The organism is Mycoplasma sp. 1781 (genome assembly GCF_053851675.1).
The window spans coordinates 1-19663 of record NZ_JBSQBC010000015.1; the positions used below are offsets into that span (position 1 = coordinate 1).

At 26.6% G+C, this 19663-nt stretch carries 12 protein-coding genes, 1 tRNA gene and 1 pseudogene; 3 read left to right on the forward strand and 11 right to left on the reverse strand.

The genetic code is table 4. The features are described from left to right. On the forward strand, positions 1-518 hold a 518-nt coding region (locus tag ACWXVP_RS02795; RefSeq protein WP_456012955.1), incomplete at its 5' end, for a helix-hairpin-helix domain-containing protein. Between the two features lie 61 nt (positions 519-579). On the opposite strand, the gene ACWXVP_RS02800 is transcribed toward ACWXVP_RS02795, so the two are convergent. Continuing rightward, complete coding sequence (locus ACWXVP_RS02800; RefSeq protein WP_456012957.1) at positions 580-2274, reverse strand: S41 family peptidase; 1695 nt, start codon at positions 2272-2274, stop codon at positions 580-582. Positions 2275-2732: 458 nt separating this feature from the next. Between ACWXVP_RS02800 and ACWXVP_RS02805 the strand changes: the two genes are divergently transcribed. Continuing rightward, a tRNA-Arg gene (locus tag ACWXVP_RS02805) sits at positions 2733-2808 on the forward strand. A 131-nt stretch (positions 2809-2939) separates the two neighbouring features. Here the strand turns inward: ACWXVP_RS02805 and ACWXVP_RS02810 are convergent. The 8 genes from ACWXVP_RS02810 to ACWXVP_RS02845 all read right to left on the reverse strand — a co-directional run bounded on the left by ACWXVP_RS02810 (position 2940) and on the right by ACWXVP_RS02845 (position 16890). After that, positions 2940-7334 carry a hypothetical protein gene (locus ACWXVP_RS02810; protein ID WP_456012959.1) on the reverse strand — a complete coding sequence of 1465 codons (4395 nt, stop codon included), beginning with the start codon at positions 7332-7334 and terminating at the stop codon, positions 2940-2942. Between the two features lie 265 nt (positions 7335-7599). Further along, positions 7600-9729, reverse strand: a complete 2130-nt coding sequence (locus tag ACWXVP_RS02815) for an MSC_0620 family F1-like ATPase-associated subunit (RefSeq protein ID WP_456012961.1) — start codon at positions 9727-9729, stop codon at positions 7600-7602. Continuing rightward, a complete protein-coding gene (locus ACWXVP_RS02820) occupies positions 9713-10186 on the reverse strand; it encodes an MSC_0621 family F1-like ATPase epsilon subunit (RefSeq protein WP_438340756.1) in 474 nt (157 codons plus the stop codon). Before ACWXVP_RS02820 ends, ACWXVP_RS02815 begins: the two co-directional genes overlap by 17 nt. Further along, positions 10186-11094, reverse strand: a complete 909-nt coding sequence (locus ACWXVP_RS02825; RefSeq protein ID WP_456012963.1) for an MSC_0622 family F1-like ATPase gamma subunit — start codon at positions 11092-11094, stop codon at positions 10186-10188. The genes ACWXVP_RS02820 and ACWXVP_RS02825 overlap by 1 nt, the downstream gene beginning before the upstream one ends. A gap of 1 nt (position 11095) precedes the next feature. Beyond that, positions 11096-11605, reverse strand: coding sequence for an MSC_0623 family F1-like ATPase-associated protein (locus ACWXVP_RS02830; protein WP_438340758.1), 510 nt, complete (start codon positions 11603-11605; stop codon positions 11096-11098). Beyond that, positions 11592-13073: an MSC_0624 family F1-like ATPase-associated membrane protein gene (locus ACWXVP_RS02835; protein WP_456012965.1), complete on the reverse strand. Its 1482-nt coding sequence runs from the start codon at positions 13071-13073 to the stop codon at positions 11592-11594. The genes ACWXVP_RS02830 and ACWXVP_RS02835 overlap by 14 nt, the downstream gene beginning before the upstream one ends. Beyond that, positions 13073-15871, reverse strand: coding sequence for an Ig-specific serine endopeptidase MIP (mip, locus tag ACWXVP_RS02840; protein WP_456012967.1), 2799 nt, complete (start codon positions 15869-15871; stop codon positions 13073-13075). The genes ACWXVP_RS02835 and mip overlap by 1 nt, the downstream gene beginning before the upstream one ends. A gap of 140 nt (positions 15872-16011) precedes the next feature. After that, positions 16012-16890: a DegV family protein gene (locus ACWXVP_RS02845; RefSeq protein ID WP_455966320.1), complete on the reverse strand. Its 879-nt coding sequence runs from the start codon at positions 16888-16890 to the stop codon at positions 16012-16014. Between the two features lie 271 nt (positions 16891-17161). Between ACWXVP_RS02845 and tyrS the strand changes: the two genes are divergently transcribed. Then, entirely contained in the window at positions 17162-18394 is a 1233-nt protein-coding gene (gene tyrS / locus ACWXVP_RS02850; RefSeq protein ID WP_456012969.1) for a tyrosine--tRNA ligase, read from the forward strand. A gap of 694 nt (positions 18395-19088) precedes the next feature. On the opposite strand, the gene rplS is transcribed toward tyrS, so the two are convergent. Together rplS and ACWXVP_RS02860 are read right to left on the reverse strand one after the other, a co-directional pair. Then, positions 19089-19439 carry a 50S ribosomal protein L19 gene (gene rplS, locus ACWXVP_RS02855; protein ID WP_438340763.1) on the reverse strand — a complete coding sequence of 117 codons (351 nt, stop codon included), beginning with the start codon at positions 19437-19439 and terminating at the stop codon, positions 19089-19091. Continuing rightward, positions 19429-19663 (reverse strand): annotated as a pseudogene (locus ACWXVP_RS02860) (tRNA (guanosine(37)-N1)-methyltransferase TrmD); the annotation flags it as partial. The pseudogene ACWXVP_RS02860 and the gene rplS, both read right to left, overlap by 11 nt.

A 19663-nucleotide genomic window follows, 5' to 3' on the forward strand; every position in this document is an offset into this window, starting at 1 on the left:
CTTATATACTTTGCAAAAATGAAGATGCTAATTCTGATTACCATTATATGTATCAAAATATTAGTAAGTTTTTTTGTGACCATTCAATTGATGAAGATATTAATTTGATTTTTGTTGATGGCGGTGAGATTCAAATTAATGCTGCAATTAAGGCCTTGAAAAAATTTCATAAAAATGTGCCTATTTTCGGACTTGTAAAAAATAATCACCACGAGTTTGCGAGATTAATTAATGATAGTGGCGTAGAAATTAAAATTTCAGATGCTAAGGTGTTTAATTTTTTATCGCAAATTCAATATGATGTCGATAAGAGTGCTAAGGCCGTTTATAATAAAAGACACAATAAAATAATTACAGATAGTCTCTTAACAAAAATAAAAGGTGTTGGGCCTAAGATAGAACAAAAATTATTAGAAAAGTTTGGCTCATATCAGGCAATAATTGACGCAGATATTTTAGAATTATCTAAAATTATTAGTACAAAAATCGCCAGTGAAATTAAGAAAATAAAAATCTAAAAGTAGGAATTTTAAATTCCTACTTTATTGCTTAAAGAAAAAATTCAATTTAAATTTAGATTTATTTAGGCAAAATTTTAGTTAGATAGTCTATATCATAAAAGTTGTTATATGGAATTTCAATGTCTGGTTTTACACCATCTTCTAGATTTATTTCTGATCCGTGATGTTTATATAAATAATTTAATGGTGAACTAGTTGATATTGATGTTCCATCATTCAAAACCAAGGGCAATACAGGCGCGGTCCCTCCTCCAGATTTTTGACCTATAATTTTGGCCACTTTTAGTTCCTTTATGATTCCTGAAAATGTGTTAGCAGCACTAAAAGTATTTTTGCTAGTTAATATATAGTAATTAAAGTTTTCAAATGCATCATTATCATAATAATTGCCGTCCTTGTTAGCATCGATTTTATATTTTTGTGTTTCTATAATACCAGAAAGTAGTGATTTACTATGCACAACAATGTCCTTATTTGTTAATAAACCAACAGCACGATACATTGCTCCAATATTTCCACCACCATTTCTAGAAATATCAATCACAACATTTTTAATATTTTTTTGTTTTAATATTTTTTGCAATGTATTTCTTAAAAATTCAAATGTGTCACTTTTGATATTTTTTGCATAAATTTTATTATTAGATGCTGTTTCAAAATTATCGATAATAATATATGCTAAGTTACCATTTATAATAAAACCATCTTGTTTAATTTTTTGCTCAAGTATAGCTCTTTTTTGCTCAAGGTATTCATTAACTTTGGCATATTCACTTCGTTCAGTTCCATATAATTTAGATGCATAATCATTGATTTTTTTACTATTGTTTGTGAATATATTTAACATATTAATTCTAGTATGCAAGTCATTTAATTTGTTAAAGAATAATTTTGCATATGCCTTGTTATATATATCGGGATTATTGCTTAATAATTCTTTTTTTATATCGCTGATATACTGTTGAAAGTTTGATATATTTTTATATGATTTAAGTCCATAAAAATTATCAAGGGTAAATAAGAGATTATCAAGGTTATAAATTCGATCCTGCGTTGTTTCTTTATCCGCTGACCATGAACCATGTTGATATGAGTAAGCGTCATTTTCATCTTCCATTAGTGAAAAAAATTTACCATAAACTGCATCGCCATTATAGTAGAGATTGTAATAGTTTTGACTACAAAATAAGGTATTAAAAATACTTAAAGGAATAAAAGTTCTTCTCCCCTCTTTAAAAATATCGATGTGATAACTTCTTAAATCAAATTTGATAGGTCCGCTTAAGTCATTAATATTTTCAATTTTTGAGCCTTCATAACTTATGAAGCGTGAGTAATTAGTTGAATTGCTTTGCTTAACAAAATTAAAAAATGCTTCGTTGCTAACACTAATAATATCACGATCTGCGTCAATATACATTAATTGATTATTTGAAACTAGTTGTGTTGCATTGATGTCATAAGTCGGTATTTTTCTAATTAGCGAAGTATCAACAAAGCCATTTAAAACACCTAACATTTCCTCAATAGCAACATATGGTTGATGAATTTTATTGTCAAGAAAATATAAGTTTAGATTTTTATTTTTTATTGAATAATCTTTTGATGATAAATTTATAAATTTTGTTTTCTTGATATTAAAAATTTTAGAAGGACCATTGTCTAAATAATCAAAATCACTATAACATGAAACAGCACTCAATGATATTAGTGGTAATGGTGTACCTAATAGAAATAAGAACTTTTTCTTCATATTTTAATTCCCTCTTAATTCCCTATAATATTGAAATTTTACGCTTTTATTAAGGTTCATTATCAAAATTATTGATTTACTTATGCAATGATGTGAAATAGATTAATTTAATTAGTTTCTTTATAAAAACTTATTGATTTTGAAAAATTTATAAGTTTGTGTTGCTTTATACAAAAACAAAATTTTTTGATATTTGAAATTAAATATTTATTTTTCCAATTTTATGATTTAAAAATACAAACTCAACTTAAATTAAGATAGATTTATGATTTTATTTAATTGTTTTACTACAATTTTATCAAAATTTTGCATCTTTTATTATAGGATAATAGCCTATATAAAAAGCTCATATTTTGATATCAAAATTCATTTTATATGTATTGTGATAATTAATGCAAAAATAAATTTTATAAAAAGCGTTCTTAAATTTATTTTAGTGCTAAAATATTATATGCAACGGTCGTGTAGCTCAGGGGATAGAGTACGTGCCTTCTAAGCATGTGGTCGCAGGTTCGAATCCTGCTACGATCGCCATTTTTTTTATTCTTTTTTTATATTAAATTATTAATAAAACTTAATTTAATTGTTTTTAATACAAAACAAGAAAAGACCCAAATCTTTTTATTTAAATTTGAGTCTGATGTTTTTTTTGATATTTTTATTTTTTAGTTATTAGTATAGGTTTGAGGTTTATTGATTAGTTGTTCAAGTTTCTTTGATTTTTCAACTAATTCTTGACTTGTTTTTTCTAATTCTTTTTTAGCATTTGTACTTGCTAAATTTGCTTCTTCTTTTTCCTTTGTTTTACTTACTAAAGTTTGGTTTAGGTTTGTAATATCTTTATTTATAGTTTCTAGTTTTTCTTCTTGTTCACTTATATCTTGTGTTGTTTCCTTTAAGACACTTTGAGATTCGCTAAGTTGTTGTTTGGTTTTTTGCAACTCGTTATCTTTATTTTTTAATTGCTCAATTGTGTTATCTAGATTTTGTTGTGCAATATCCAATAATGATATTGTATTATCTTTATTATTTTGAGTTTTTTGTTGCTCTAATCTTGTGAATTCGAGATTTTTGTTTATTTTATTTATTTCTGCAATTTTTTTATCCTTTGATTGTGTCAGAGTTTTTAATTCAGCTTCCTTTTCTTCTTTTTTGTTTAAAAACATTTGAATATCACTATTTATTTTTTCTAATTTTGAATCATCATTAGCTTTAGTATCTTTGATTTTTTTAATTTCTTTATTTGCTGCTTGCAATTTTAAGTTTATATTTTCTATATTTTGAGCTTTATTTGCTACCTTCTTATTTGCTTCTTCTAAATCCTTTTGTGCTTGTGCATTTGTGTTTTCAGTTATGGTTTTTGATTGATTTGAGTTATTGATAGCATGTTCTATATTTTTAATATTTTCATTAACAATGCTAATTTGATTTGCTAATTTGTCAGCTTTTTGTTGTGTATTTTGTTTTGTAGTTTTAGAATCTTGCAATGCTTGTTGTTCATCATTTAATTGCTTTGATATGTTGTTTAATTCTTGATTTTTATTATTTAGTTTTTGGGTTGCTATTTTATGTTCAAAATCTGCTTTTTCCTTATTAGCTTGGGCTTTTTGTTCTTCTAGTTTTGCTATTTCATGTGCATTATTTTTTTTGTTTACTTCTTTTTGTTTTTCATCTATTGTTTGTATCGTGGTTTGAAGTTGGGTTTCGAGATCACTTTTATTTTTTAGAGTTTCCTTTAAATTATTATCGGCTTTTAGTTTGGCTAAGGTTGCTTCTTCTTTATTTTTCTTAATTTCCTGAATTTTAGCGTTTGCTTCTTTTAATTTAGTGTTTGCTAATTCAAGATCACTAGTTTTTTGTGTTACATTTTTATTAGCTTGACTCAATTCGCTTTCAGCTCCGTTATTTTCTGTTTGCAATGTTTTGCTTGAATTAGTTAATGGCGCTAATGAAAGGTTGATTTTAGCAATTTCATTATCTATTTGATTTATTTTTGTTTCAGTTTCTTGTATTTTTTGTTGTAATAAATTTTTATTTGTTTCTACATTATTTAAGGTATCTATAGCTTTTTGTTCTTCTGCAATTTTTGTATTTAAGTTTTTTATATTACTTTCATATTCTTTTTTAGCTTCTTGTAATTCTGCTATATTTGATTGTTTTGTAGCATTAGCATTCTGAAGTTCTTGCTTCGCAGCATTTAACTCTCTTTTTATCCTATCTATCTCATTATTTTTTGCTTGAATAGAAGATTTTGTTTGCTCAAGTTCACGCGTTGCGTTATTTTTTTCACGTTCAGCATTGTTGTATTCTTGTTGAACATTATCTTTTTCTTTAGTTTTTTCGGCAAGTATTTTTGTTTTTTCTTCTAATACCCTTTGGGCATCGTTATATTTTTGCTCAGCAGCCTTAAGTTCAGACATAATTTTGTCAGAATCCCAATCCATTAGCTCTCGATCATATTGTTTTTTGAGTCTCTCTAACCGAGATTTAAGTGAAAAATTATTTCAAACATATCATGATATTATTGCACTTCTTCACTCTTCATCTCTTTTTTCCCTTTCCTCACTTGTTTTGGTGTCAGGGGCGTTTTCGATATCTTTTATTTTTTTTCATCTTCTTTCAGTTTCGTCGTCAAGCTCTTTCTTTTCCTGGTTAAATTCATCCTGTATTTCTTTAATAGTTTCTAATTCATTCTTTTTTTCTTTTTTTATTCTTTCAATATTATTTTTTGCATTCAAACTTTCTTGCTCTACTGATTTATGTTGATTATAAGCCTCTTCATATGTATGTATTGTTTGCGCTAAAATTTGACTAATTCCATCTAATTCGGTGTTTTTTTCTTGCAACACTTGCATATTATATTGTTCTAAACGTTGTAGATTTGATAAATTAGTTTCTTCTATTTCTAATTCTTTTTCTTTTTTAGATACAGCAACTGATTTATCTTTAATTGAGTTGTTAGTTTCATCTAATTTATTTTCAGTTTCTGTGACTTTTTGTTTACTTGTATCTAATGCACTTGAAGCTTTGTTTTTTTCTTGTGATTTGGTAGTTTTGGAAGCGGTTTTTTGTTTTATTTCTTCCGTGTATTTTTGTAGGTCTTGTTCTAGTTTTGCTTTTTCTTGTTGTAGTGAACTCTTTAGATTATTTTGTTGTTGCAATTCCTTATTTTTTAGAGCAATATCATTTTGATTCTGCGAAAGTTTTTGCTTAGCTTGCTTTGCTTTTTCTATTGCACTCTTTTGAGACTCATTTGCCTTTTTTAATGCATCAATCGCACTTTGTAAATCATTTGCTAATTGCAAAATTTTGATTGATTCCTCTTGTAAATTATTGTTGATATTTAAAAGGTTTGTATCAGCCTCTTCTTTTTTAGTTTCTAGTTCTTTTATTTGTCTGTTTGTGTTTTCTAGGCTTTGCTTTGTTGCTTTTTGTGCTTCCTGAGCTTGTACTAGTTCTTTATTTGCCTCTATTAATTCATTATTTTTAGTTGAAATTTCACTTGCTTTTTGATTTAGTGATTGTGTTGCTTGTGTTAGCTTTTCATTTGCTTTTGTAACTTCTTGTTGTGCTTTATTTTGTTCAACCATTAATTGTTTTTTTACATCGGTTTTATCTAGAATTTCTTTTTCTTTTTTTCCTATATCTAAACTAATTTTATCAAGAAGTTGTTGCACACTTTGTTTCTGAGTTTCGAGAGTTTCTTTTTGTTTTTGTGTAAGTTCTAATTCCTTGTTTTTTAGCAAAATTTCGCCTTGCTTTTCTAGCAGGTTTTGCTTTGCTTGTTCAGCTTTTTCTACTTTATTTTTTTGATTCTCATTCTCTTTTTTTAATTCATCAATAGCAGAGTGCAGTTGCATTGTTATTTGATCGATTTTGTTGGTTTGTTCTTGAAAACTGTTGTTATTTTGTGATAAATTTGCCTCAAGATTTTTTCTTTGTTTTTCGAGGTCTATGATTGTTTGATTAATATTATCTAAATTTTGCATTGAATTATTTAGGGCTTCCTGAGCTTGTACTAGTTCTTTATTTGCCTCTATTAATTCATTGCTTTTAGTTGAAATTTCACTTTGTTTTTGTGTTAAAAGATAATCGGTTTGTTTGATCTTTTCTTGTAGTTTATTGATTTTCTCTTGATTGTCATTTTTTTGTGCTTCTAGTTGATTTCTAACATTAGTTTGTGCCTGGATTTCAAATTCTTTTTGGCTAATTATGTTGTTAATTCTTTCTAGATTTTTATCGGCATTTTGTTTTTGGTTATTTATTAGTTCTTTTTTATTTTTTGCTTCTTCAAGATCTTTGTTTATTAAAGAAATTTCGTTTTGTTTTTGGACTAAATTTTGGTTAGCCTCATATGATTTTTGTGTTGCATTTTTTTGGTTATGGTCAGCTTGCTTTAATTCAATAATTGCCATTTGAAGTTCTTTGATTATTGCACTTAGTTTTTTTGAATCAATAGAAGGATTTGTTTTTGGTGAGTCTTTATCTTTTTTTAGATTTTCATTCTGTTTTTTTAATTCCTGGTTTTTTGTAAGTGAATCTAATAGTTTTCTTTCTAAATCTTCTTTAATTTTTTGCGCTTCTTTTAATAGTTTATTTGTTCTTTCTTGTTCTATTGCTTTCTTATTAAGTTCAGTTATATTGTTTAATGTCTTGAATTTATGACTTAAAATAGGTTTATTTTTAAAAATTATTTGAAATTCATAATCAGTGCTAGATTCTAAAGGAGCTTCGTTTCTTTTCTCACCCCAAGAAATAGTTTCATTATTTTTGTTTATAATGTATTTCTTTTCAAGAAAAGCTTTTGGATTATTTTCGGGAAAGATTCTTGCTGTAAATTCGGTGTTTTCATAATTTTTATAGTTTTTTAGTATAAATGAAGCTGAGTTACTAGTTATTTTTTGTTTGTTTATTTCTAACTTATTTTGGTTGTTGCTAACTAGGTATGCTGTTATTATGGCACCAGTTGCCAATGTTGCTGCTATCGCTAGTTCTGCTCCTAGTAAAACTCTAGGTGTTTTTTTCTTTTTTGTTTTAATTTTATGTTTGTTTTCAGTCATATTTAAACCTTTTCTTATGTTTTGGTATTTAATTTTTTTACTAATATAATAATCTTTTTTTTTTTTTTTGAATTTCGGGTTATGAACATTGGGCAGGGTTATAAATTGGACATCAAATTTGAACTTATTTTGCTATTGAAATGTGAAATTTACTAGCTTTTTTGAAAATTTAGCCTGGTTAATTTTGCTTTTTTTTTAAAAAAAAAAAAAAAAATAGAGTTTTAATAATTGCGTAACAATTTATTATTAAAAACTCTATTTTGAATTAGATTATTGACATTACAATAGAAAGAACAAGAACAAACAAGATTATGCCGATTACTGAAATTGAAAGTTTTTTTAATTTTATAGTACCGAGTTTTTTGCTTTTTATAGCAATAAAGGTAATTGCAATTATTGTCAATAATGCACTAATTGCAAATATTGCATAACCAGCTTGGTTTAAAGCTTTTTTTCCTTCTAGATTATTATCTTTAATTTGAATTTCCGCTTTTAGATATGAATTTGTAAATTTTTCTTTGTCCTCTTTTTTATCTGGTTTTTTATTATCGATTAAAGCAGCAAGAATATCAAATCTTTCAATAATGTTTTTGACTTGTTTAGTGTAATTATCATATCAGCTAAAAATATTAATAGTTCTTGAACCAGTTGAAGAAATTAAACGAGATATTTGTTTATTTATAAGGTCATAATATTGATTTATTAAATTTAAATCAAATCCATTTTGAGCAAAGTTTTTCTTAATAATGTCTTTATTTATCTTAATTATTTCTTCAAATTGTATTAAAACAGCTTTAAGAGAGTTAGCAAGACTACTAAAATAATCTACACCATTGATTGTTGAAGAAAATAAACTAGTTAATAATAGATAATTTGAGTTTTTAATGTCGGCTTCGATAACAGATTTGTTATTTTCGTTTTTTAAGAGATTTTCAGCAGCTTTTGTGATTATATCGTTAGCAGCATTTACATACGATTCTTTATTAGTGATTAAAACCCCTGTACCAACCATATTATATAAAACGCTACGTAGCGTATCATTTCTTAAATCATTATAGTTTATTTTGTCATCAATTCCCAAAGCGGTAAATATTTTGCTAAATAGTTGTTTATTTTCTTTAATTATTTCTTCATATGCGTAATTAAGTGATTCTTGTTCCGGAGAAGTATCAATATTTATTTTAATTACATAATCACGACTCTTTTTAGGATCTACTCTATCACTAATTCTCACTGTTGCTGATAATGAATTTCCACCTTCACTTTTTAGATTAATTACGCTATATTTAAATCTAGTGTTAATGGCATTATCAAAAAAGAATATCTTTTCTTTTTCTTCTGCTTTTGAACTATCAAAAAACATTTTTAGATTGTTTGCTGTTTTAGATGTGTAAATTGAAGAAACATTAGGTATTAGCGAAGGAAGAGCTTGAATTTGCTCTTGGGTATCAATTTCTTTTTGTTGTTTATCCCCGGGAATTATTGGCGGTTTTCTTATTGGTTCATCTTCTTTTTTATTTTTTTGTTCATCAAGAATGAATTTTTTATTCTGATCAAGATCAAATTTAACAAATTTCTTATGCAATTTCGAAACAATGTAATCTTCTCATGATGCAAAGTCTTTGGGCTGAGTAAAACTAAAACCATTAATTGTATTTTCTTTTTCTTTGAAGGTGCCGAATTTAATATTAATTTGTTCTCCTATTTTAGGAATGTCTACCTTGTCAAAAAGCATGTTTGGAAGTTGCTTTTGCAACGCGCCAAAGTAATCCTTTATTAATTTATCAAGTCTTTGTTTGGTAATTGTATTAAGTTGTTCTTTATCTTTTGTAATTTTTCCATTTGGCTTAATTTGTTCTTCATAGTTGGTTTCTTTAGTTTTTCCGACCTTTATGTTATCAAATTTTTGCCCTTCGTATTCAACTACAGATGGAATGTAATTTTTATTAGTTGACATTACATATGGAAAAACAATTGTGAAACCAAGGTTATTCATATGCTTAGTTTTTAATGCATCTTTGTTTTTTTCAAGATACTGTTGTAGGACTTGGATGTAGATGAGTTTTTCTAAATTAGGTTTAAAATCCTTGTCTAAATCTTTCAACAATTTTCCTTTTTCATTATCAAGATATTTAATGGTAAAGTCAATTATTTTTTCAACATTTTTTTCCACATTATCTTTTGTAAATTTGTCAAAGGTATCAAAGTCGAGAGCTAGGCTAGGTTTTTCTGGAGCTTTTGGTTTTTGCTTGTTTGGATCAGTGGGTTTTTGAGGCGCATCCTGTTTGAGTTCTTTTGTTTCATCTTGACGATTGTAGGCAGAAATAAGAGCTAACGAGGGAAGCGGGATCACACTGATTAAACTTAAAGAGAATAATTTATTTTTTAATTTCATAATTTTCCTCCTTGACTAATTTTAGTTTTTGCTCCATTTTTAGCATATATAGCCTTTGCTTTAAATGCTTTTCTTCAAGAAATTGGTCAAGACTTAGTCCAATTTTTTGCAATGATTCATAGTAATTAATTTTAGTTGTTATTTCTTTGATTTGCAAATTATCAAATTTTATCTTATTGTTTTGTTTGTATAATTCTAACTTACTAAATGAATTAATGTTAATTTCGTTTTCTTTGATGATTATATTTGCGTTAATTAAAAATAAAAATAATTCTTTTTCTTGATCAAGGTCTCTAATTTTAATAACTGTGTTTTCAAATGCCATCATTGAATTCGAATTAGCAAGACCCCACTCATCCTCTTCATCAATATTGATAAATAATATGGCATTTCTGATTGATAGATGTTTATTACCAATGAAGTGAATATTAATTTTAAATGAATTATTATTAATCATTATTTAATACCCCCAAAACCTTCGTTTGCTTTTGTTAATAAAACAATTTCTTCAATTTCCTTTTCGCGTTTAGTACGAATTATTTTTTTCTTAACCTTTGCAATATCTTCTTCAATTTGATTAATAATTTTATTGGTTGTAACAAGGTCATTTTTGGCATTGTAGAAAAATGACTCAATTAACAATGAATATATAGCATTTTCTAAAATGATGTTTATTTCATTTTCAACAAAATCCTCAATACCGGGATAAATTTTATACCCAGAAATATCACCAACTGAATTTTGTTTATCGACTTCATTTACTAGTTTATTAATGTTGAATTCATCAATAGGAAGAACTGTAAAGTGCCTGTTATAATTTTTATTGGTATTAAGAACAAAATTAACTTTTGAATAGTTATTATCTATATATAAGGTCTTAACTAATTGACTAACTCTTCAAGCAAGATTGGTAGCCTGTTTTTCTTCTTCACCAAAGGATTTTATTACGTTAAACTTGTTTTGATTGCAAAATTCACTAGCTCTTTGGCCAATTGTTATAAAATCATCGTGTTTAGGATTTACATTTGTAAGTAGCTTTTTTTCATATCTACTATATGAATCTGTTGAGTATTTTTGGTTCTCGGTCAAATAAATCCAAAGTACTGATCGTTTTTTAAATATATTACGTAATTTTTGAATAGTTTTATTATTATTTTCAGAATCATTAATTAACTTATTTTTTATTGTGTATTTTTCCTTAATAGCATTGATTAAGTTGATATTTAGCAATGCATTAGAAATATTGAATTTTAGCTTTCTCGTAAGCTTCATTATCTCAATCAAAAGAATATTTTTGGAATTATTTACCTTTGTCAATATTCCTTCAAGGTTTTGTAATTTTTCTTCTCATTTTTTTAAATGCATACTATCATCCTATAATACTTTTTTCGTTGTAAAATATGTTTAATAAATTAGATTCATTATCTGTTTTAACAATAATATTTTCAATAATTTCAACAAAGAAATTCTTATTTAATAATTGCTTTATCTCTTCATTGAAGTAAAGTGCTATTTTTGATTTAAATAGGTTAGTTTCAGTTCTTAGATTAATTGATTCAATATTTGTTGATGGAAATTGCTTTATAAATGGTACTAGGTAGTAATTATTCAATCTTTCGTCCAATTTATAGGATAAAACAAATTCATCCAAAATAATTTCATATTTTTTATTTTGAGCCTGTTTTAGATAATTAAACAATTTTTTAACATCTATATCCTTTGATTTTGTTTGAGCTTTTAATTGAATTGTTGACATTAATTTATCAAAGGAGATAAAGTTAGGTTGTTTCTTTAGTTGCATGAAATCATAATTAAATACTTCTAAATCATTTTGTACAGCTTTTAAAATATTTTGTTCTTTCCTACTTAACTTCATTTGAAACTCCTTGGTTTATGACATTATTTTTCTTTGTAATTACTGTTAGAGTTCAAATTAGATTTATAACAGTTGATATGTTAAATAAAACAGCAAAACTTAAAGTAGTGATTACAAAAATTTGGTCCAGCGAAAGTTTTGAAGGAATATTGTAGAATGATTGGTTATTATTTGAAAGTAGTAATGCATTTAAACCATTAATTATTAGGGTAAATATTACTAATAAAACTAAACTCTTCAATATTATTGAAACATATATAGGTTCATTTGAAGTTTTGTATTTATAAAGCATTAATATTATAATGCTGAATATTGAAGAAAATAAAAGGGTAATATTTGTGACAATAATTTCTTGATTTTTTAAACTTACAATTGCGGTTATTATTCAAATTAGTGTAAAAATAAAGCCGGTAAAAATTGTATTTAATAAAACTCCTTTAATTTTTAGTGGTTTTAGAAAACTTACTAGGACATAACTAATAAAAAATAGGGCAATAAATATTAAGCCAATAAGATAAATATAATTTCTTGATGGTTTTTCAGCATCAATGACATTTGAACTTGTTTTATAAAATAGTGCACGAATAAATCAAATTACAGTAGTAAAGGCAAAACCAATATAAAGAAGTAGTCTTTCTCTAGATTCATTATTTTTTTGTTGTTTTGATGCAGTTCATAAAATTCTTTCGATATTGATTCCAAATATTAGCACTCCTAATGTGACAAAAATTAGAATTAAGTAAAATAGATTAATTCCACTTTTTTGTGAAAATAAACTTATAAAGAATTGATGTACAGGGTTATTATCTAGAAAATCAAATTTTTGCTCATCTTTTTCGATGGTGAATATTCATGCTGATATCGTAGCCATAAATCCTATGACTAAAATTGATCGAGAAATAATTGAAATAATAAGAGTTTTTTTGTTTTTGTAAAATAAAGGATTAGTTTTTTTCTTTAATTTGTATGTATAAATTGCATAGGCAACATCGACAATTAATAATATAACTGATAAGAATGATAAATAGTAGTAACTTAGTGTTTTTTCATTAAACATCGTAAATAACAATATTACAGAAATAATTGATAGGGTTGAATATATGATAAATCAAGGTATATATTTTTTAGCCGATTCTTTATGGGTGAAGATATTAGAAAAGTTTTTGCTAATTGTGTATAAAAAGATACTAATTAATAGCGAAATTCTGAATATAGCAAGGTAATTAATACGTTCCAATGATAAACTTGAAAAGTTTAGGAAGTATTCAGGGGTATTTGTAAAAGGAGCGAAAAGTTTTGTTGAAAAAATTGTTATGGGGGCAAAAAATAAGATTAATCCTGATAAAAAAATAAACAAGGAAATGATAGTAATTTTCAAGATTGATACTAACAGATTTTTTCGTTTATTATTGAATAATGACTCAAAGTCATCATATATGCGATTTTCTTTGACTGTGGAATTTTGCATTATCTTGTGGTTCCTTTCTTAAATTTAAATTGCTCTGGAATATTCTCATCACCTAATCCGTTTGTAAATAGGTTGGTTTTTTGTAGATTTGGATAAAGATTTTTTAGAGCTTGTCTATATGATTTTGTTTGATTCTTGCCACCACCATAAATTAAGTCATATTCTGGAAGATTATATTTTCCGAATAAACCTTGATAATTAAAACCTTCTGATCTAAACGCAAGAGCAAGCCCAGTTCTTGCAAATTGATTGGTTGTATGGTGAATAGCAACTAATTCATTATTTTGGTTTCTAATTGATGAACCAGATGATCCGCCAGCTGGTGCTCATCTTCTTGGTAGATAGTTAAGACTCATGCTGATATATTTCTTGTTTTCATATTCAAATAATTTATCACCATTGATTGGCGCACTAATAAAAGAATCTAGAACACCAGGTTTGTCAGCGAATGAACGATAACCAATTTGATATGATAAATAATTTCCTCTATTTAGCACATCACTAGGGAATGAAGATGGCCCGTTTTCAGAGTTGGTTAATTTTGCATCATAAAAGTCATAATTAGCATTAAATCATAAACTAAATGAATAACCAAACTTTGCTCTTTCTCTTTGATCATCATCGATGTATGCTTTTAAATAGAAATCTTCACGGGCACTTGGCCATCCAACGGCAAATAAATGATCAAGACTAGGTGGAATCTTTCCACTTAACGGATAATCTATTGCTTGATAATCCACAAGATATGATTTGCTTCTAAATTTGATATGAGATTTTTTATCATTGGCATAATCATTTGTAACTTCTTTAGCTAGATTGAAATCTTTTTTAGCCTTTAAAGCTTCAGTTAAGGTTGCTGAATTAGAGGATGCTGAAAAATCTTTAATTTTTTCAAAGTCAATTTCAATAACAGCAAAATCAGCAAATTCTTCAACACCTTCATAAATTTTCTTTTGACGTTCTGATAAAAAATCAGTTGGATGAGTACTTAGGTAGTCAGTTGCATTAAAAACGGTTCTAATTGCATCTTTATTTTGAGTTCCAAAAGTTGTGATATTGTCATCCATATCTGATATTCTTAGTTTTGCTCCGCTATGAATGTCTTTATTAATTCTTGTTAATGAGAATCCACTTAAATCCTTAGTTATAGCCCTTGCAACGTGGGCATTTGTTCCAAAATATCATTTAGTTGGATATTTTCCTGTGCTATCTGGTTGAAAGTCTAGAATTCACATAGTACCAGATTCAACATTATTTTCCTTCTTTGATTCAGCACGTTTTTTGTATTCATTAATTTTTTGCTCTAATTCCTTAATTTCTGCCGGTCTTGTATGTTTTTCGAAATGAGTTATTCTATCATCATATTCTTTAAGACTTTGTGTTTTTTGTTTGTTAAGACTTTCCACAAGATGTTCATCAGTATTTTCTTTTATTTTTTTATCTCAATCTGCTTCAACTTGTTTTTTATCTTCTTTTAGCTGAGCAATTTTTTCTTGAATTTTTTTCTTGAAGGTTTCTTCATTTTTTTCATCTTTTCAGAATTTAATTAAATCATTAGATTCAGAAATTTCTTTTTCATAAGTTTTGTAATTACTTATTGAAATTGAAAATGTTTGTTTAGCTATTTTTAGATACTGTTCGTTAATGATTGTTCTTGCGACACCGATGGTTTTAAAGATATCTGGTTTTCCTAATGAATCAATTAAACTAGGTTGCTTACCAACCTCAACACCATTTAATTCCAATCCATCTAATGTGCCATCTTGTTTGTATGTAGGGACACTGAAACCTTTGTAGGCGGAATTTTCATAGGTATCTAATTTTAATTCTTGCGCTTTTTGATCAAATTCTTTTTTCTTTGCATCGCTTATATTTAGGAAAGCTCTGAAATCTTTTAAATTATTAATACCGTTTTTCTTATAATTATCTTTCAGTCTTTCTACATATTCATTGTTATCTTTTTTATAACGATCATATTGACTTAATTTTTGATATTTTTGAATTTCACTTTCTTCAATTTTTTCATCAGAAACTCTTCCGTTAGGTCTATTACCTTCGCTATCAACATTGAAATTATTTTTGTTTAAACCTGATAGTTTAAATTTGTAATTTTTTTGCGTGTTAGTTGCTTTGTTTCTAAATACAAGTCTAATTTCAGCTTCGCCAGTGGTGTTGGCCTTATCTGCCAAATCAATATTAAAGACACTAAATTCAATTTTTTTGTTTATCGCATCATCTTTGGCTTTTATAACCAGCGATGCATATTGTTTTTGAAGTTGACTAGGAAAGATTTGCTTTTTTTCATGATAAGGGAAGAGATTTTTAAAAGATAAAACAAAATTAGTCTCAATATCTTGGGAACTAGTTAATCTATTAAAATCAGCTAAAAATTGTTCATCAGAATATTTAAGAGTGCTATCAATTTTTGGTTTACCATCGTTTTCTTCGTTAATTTTGCGAATATTTTCTAGTTCACTAGAAATTTGATTGTTTAGTTGAGATAATTTAGTTTTTGCTTTTTTTAGTTCAATGTTACTAATGTTATTATCTTCAAGCAATTCATTAATTTTTTTAATTTCATTTTTTGATTCGATATAGGCCTTGCTTTTGAAATTTGTTTTATTTTCATTTTCAACATTTTTTAATAAACCTTCTAATTTAGTAAGGGCTTCCTTAACTAAACGCTTTTCTTTATCTTGCTCATTTTCACATGAAATTAAGCCTAGAGTGGGCAGAAAACTTAATACCGATGATGCTATTAAAATATTTAGCAAAGTGCGTTTTTTCTTTGTATTCATAATCTTTCCTTTCAAATGCTATATTTTTATAATTTATAGTTTAAGGTTTTAATTTATAAATTAAACTTGTATTCAATTATTAGGAATTATATACTACTTTTATTTAAAAAACGAGTTTTTTACTCGTTGTTTAAACCTAATTATTTTTTTAGTAATGAGTCGAATTTTTTTTGGGTTTCATTATCTATAGAAACTATTGAAACTGCTACGGCCCCAATTCCTGTATGAATAGAAACATCGGCTGGTAACTTGTATGTATAAATTGGAATCTGATCATTTATGATGTTTTTAAATTTTGTCAAAAGCTCCTCAATCATTTCATTATCTGAGTGAAGAACAAAAAGCACTTTTCCATCAGGAGTGTCTTTGTTTTTATTTCACATATCTGTAACAGTTTTTTCAAGTGATTTAGTAAATACGCGTCCAATTGAATCCTTTTCTAATACACCATTGTCAAAAGCGATTAGTGGAACTATTTTTAATAATTTAGCTATTGCAGCAGCACCTTTTGAAAGCCTTCCACCTTTGACAAGAGCGTCGTTAAATTGTGGAATTAAGATTAATCTTTCATTATTTATTTCAAAATGTTTTATAGCCTCTTTAAAAGAAACACCTGAATTAATTTGAGATTCAAATTTAAATAAATCTTTTAGAATCAAGAAGGAAATTCTTTTTGATTCAACAATATATACTTTGTTGTTATCTTGAAATTGTGTTTTAAGAAATGATGTTTGTGATGATAAAAATTTAGAGATAGGATAAACTAAAATTAAATCATACTCATTTAAGTATTTGTTTATCTCGATATCATTAATCGCTGGCGAAGAAGCTGCAGTGGTGGCATTAATTTTTTTATTTTCTCTTCACATTTTAGCATAATCATCAACAACAATGTCTCTTCCGATTTGATATGTTTTACCGTCTATTTCGCATTGCAATGGTATAAATCCTCAACCAAGCTCATTAGCCTGCTTTTCTGTTAATCCAGATGAAGAATCAACAATAATTTTTATTTTCATACATTCCTCCTAAAAAATGGTTGTAGCAAAATAATTTAGTATTATATATAAATAATTTAAAAAAAAATTATAAAAACCCACAAAATAAGTTGATTTATTAAATTTTTTATATTTATATTTATGTTTGCCATTAGTACTTTTTCGTTTTTTAATTAGTATAAAAAGTTTTAAAAATTAAAAGTTAGCTATAATTTTAAAAATATTAAACAATAGAGTTTTAAAATAATCATAACCAAACTAGTTGGTCTTAACTTAAGGAGTTATTTACATTATGAATTTTTTAGAAGAGCTTAAAAACAGAAAAATACTAAATAATATTTCTAACGAAGAAAAGTTTTCTCAAATTTCTCATGATTCAGGAATTTATATTGGTTTTGACCCTACCGCCAAAAGTCTTCATTTAGGAAATTATTTGCAAATTGCTACCTTATTAAGATTTAAGAAACAAGGCTATAAGGCTTATGCAATTCTAGGAGGGATTACTGGGATGATTGGTGATCCAAGTTTTAGAAAGAGTGAAAGAAGCTTCCTTGATCAAAAAACCCTTATCAGCAATAAGGAATCAATAAAAAAACAACTAGAAAATTTTGGTTTATCAGTGATTGATAATATCGAATTTTATAAAGATATGACGTTATTTGATTTTCTTTCACAAATAGGAAAAATGATAAATGTAAATTATTTATTAGAAAAAGAAAGTATTGCAACTCGATTGGATAATGGATTAACATTTACTGAATTTAGTTATCAGCTTATTCAAGGTTGAGACTTTAAGAACATGTTTGAAAAGTATGATGTGAAGATTCAGGCTGGCGGTTCAGATCAATGAGGTAATATTACAACTGGTCTTGAGTTTATTAGAAAAATTTATGGAGACGCTGCTTGTGCGATTGCTTTAACAATTAATTTATTAACTGATGAAAATGGAAATAAATTTGGTAAGTCAACTGGTGGCGGCTCCTTGTGGTTAGATAAAAATATGACAACTCCTTATTCTCTATATCAATTTTTATTAAATCAATCAGATTCCAAAGTGGATGAATATTTAAAGACATTAACTTTTCTTAAATTAGATGAAATTCAGAATATTATGAGAGAGCATGAGCAAGCTAAATTTAAAAGAGTAGCGCAAAGAATTTTAGCATTTGAAGTGGTTAAGGATATTCATGGAATACAATATGCAAATCAGGCAAAAAAAATAAGTGAAATTTTATTTGCAAATAGTAAAGAGGAATTATTAATTAGCGATATTGAAATAATTAAAGAATCCCTTAAAACTTTTAGTGTTAAACACGGTACTAAATTTATTGATTTTATAAAGGAAAATAAAATCACTTCTTCAAATAGGGAAACTCGAGAATTTATAGCTAAAAAATCCTTTATGCTTGATAACGAGATTGTTGAAAATGAAAATATCGTAATTAATTTTGATAGATATGATAATAAGTATGCAGTCCTTAAAAAAGGAAAAAAAGAGTTTTTTATTTTAATAAATGCAAATTAGAAGAAAAAATATTCTACCCTTAAATTTAATTAATGAAATAAAATTTAATTTATTTGATTTGTTTTAGGCAAAATAGCAAAAGTACAATTGATATTTGCAAAACATGGAAATTACTATTAAAGATTTTGCAGAAATAAAATAGAGGATGATTATAACATAAGATATTTTGGAGATAAAAGACTAGATAATTTTGAAAAATACAAAGAAATCTCGAACCTTAATTTTTTTGTTGTTAACAAAGCCAAGAGTATATTCTGATTTTAGCTGTGAATAATTTTTTATAATTTAAATATGAAGATAACTGATGTATGCTAGGCAGTAATTTTCCAAACTTATATTATGGTTTGCAAAAAATAGAATGACTAGCAAAAATTTAGTAATTGCTTTTGTAATAATTTTTAGATTAAGAATATGTATTGCACAAGTTAAATAGCAATCCTTAGAAGCAAAATAGAAGTATTGATACTTATTTTAAATTGCTACTTTTTTAATACTTTTGGTAATAAAGCTCCTTATTTTGAAAATATTGATATTAAGAAAATTATTTTAGCTATTGAAAAACTGTGATACGATGTTTTGCAACTAATTTACTAAGATAGCAAGATTAATTATTTTAAGGGTGATTGCTGAAAAAAAATTTTTGTTATAAAAAAGCATGTTAGGTGAAACATGCTTTTTTAAGATACAAGAATAACTATTTTTTAATTTCTTTCAATCTTGCGCTTTTTCCTTTAAGACCTCTCATGTAGTAAAGTTTAGCTCTTCTAACCTTATTTTTTCTAGTTACTTGAATAGCAGAAATTAAAGGAGAGTTAATTTTAAATACACGTTCAACGCCAATACCATATGAATCTTTTCTAACAGTGATAGATTTATTGATACCTTCACCATATGCAGCAATAACTAGCCCTTCAAATACTTGAATTCTTTCTTTATCGCCTTCTTTAATTCTAACATGAACTCTAACTATGTACCCTTCTCTTATTTCGGGAAGATCTGTTCTAATTTGGTCTTTTTCTACAAGTTCTAATAAGCTACTTCTCATTTTTTGTCCTTTCGATAATATCTTTACGATTTTTTAGTGTTTTTAAATAAGCATGTTTCTCACGTCATTCTTTTATTAGTTTATGATTACCAGAAAGTAATATTTCAGGAACTTTTAGTCCTTTATATTCTGCTGGTCTAGTGTATTGGGGATAGTCAAGTAGTCCTTTGTTTTCAAAACTTTCGTTTTGATGGCTCCCCTTGCGCAAAACTCCGGGAACTAAT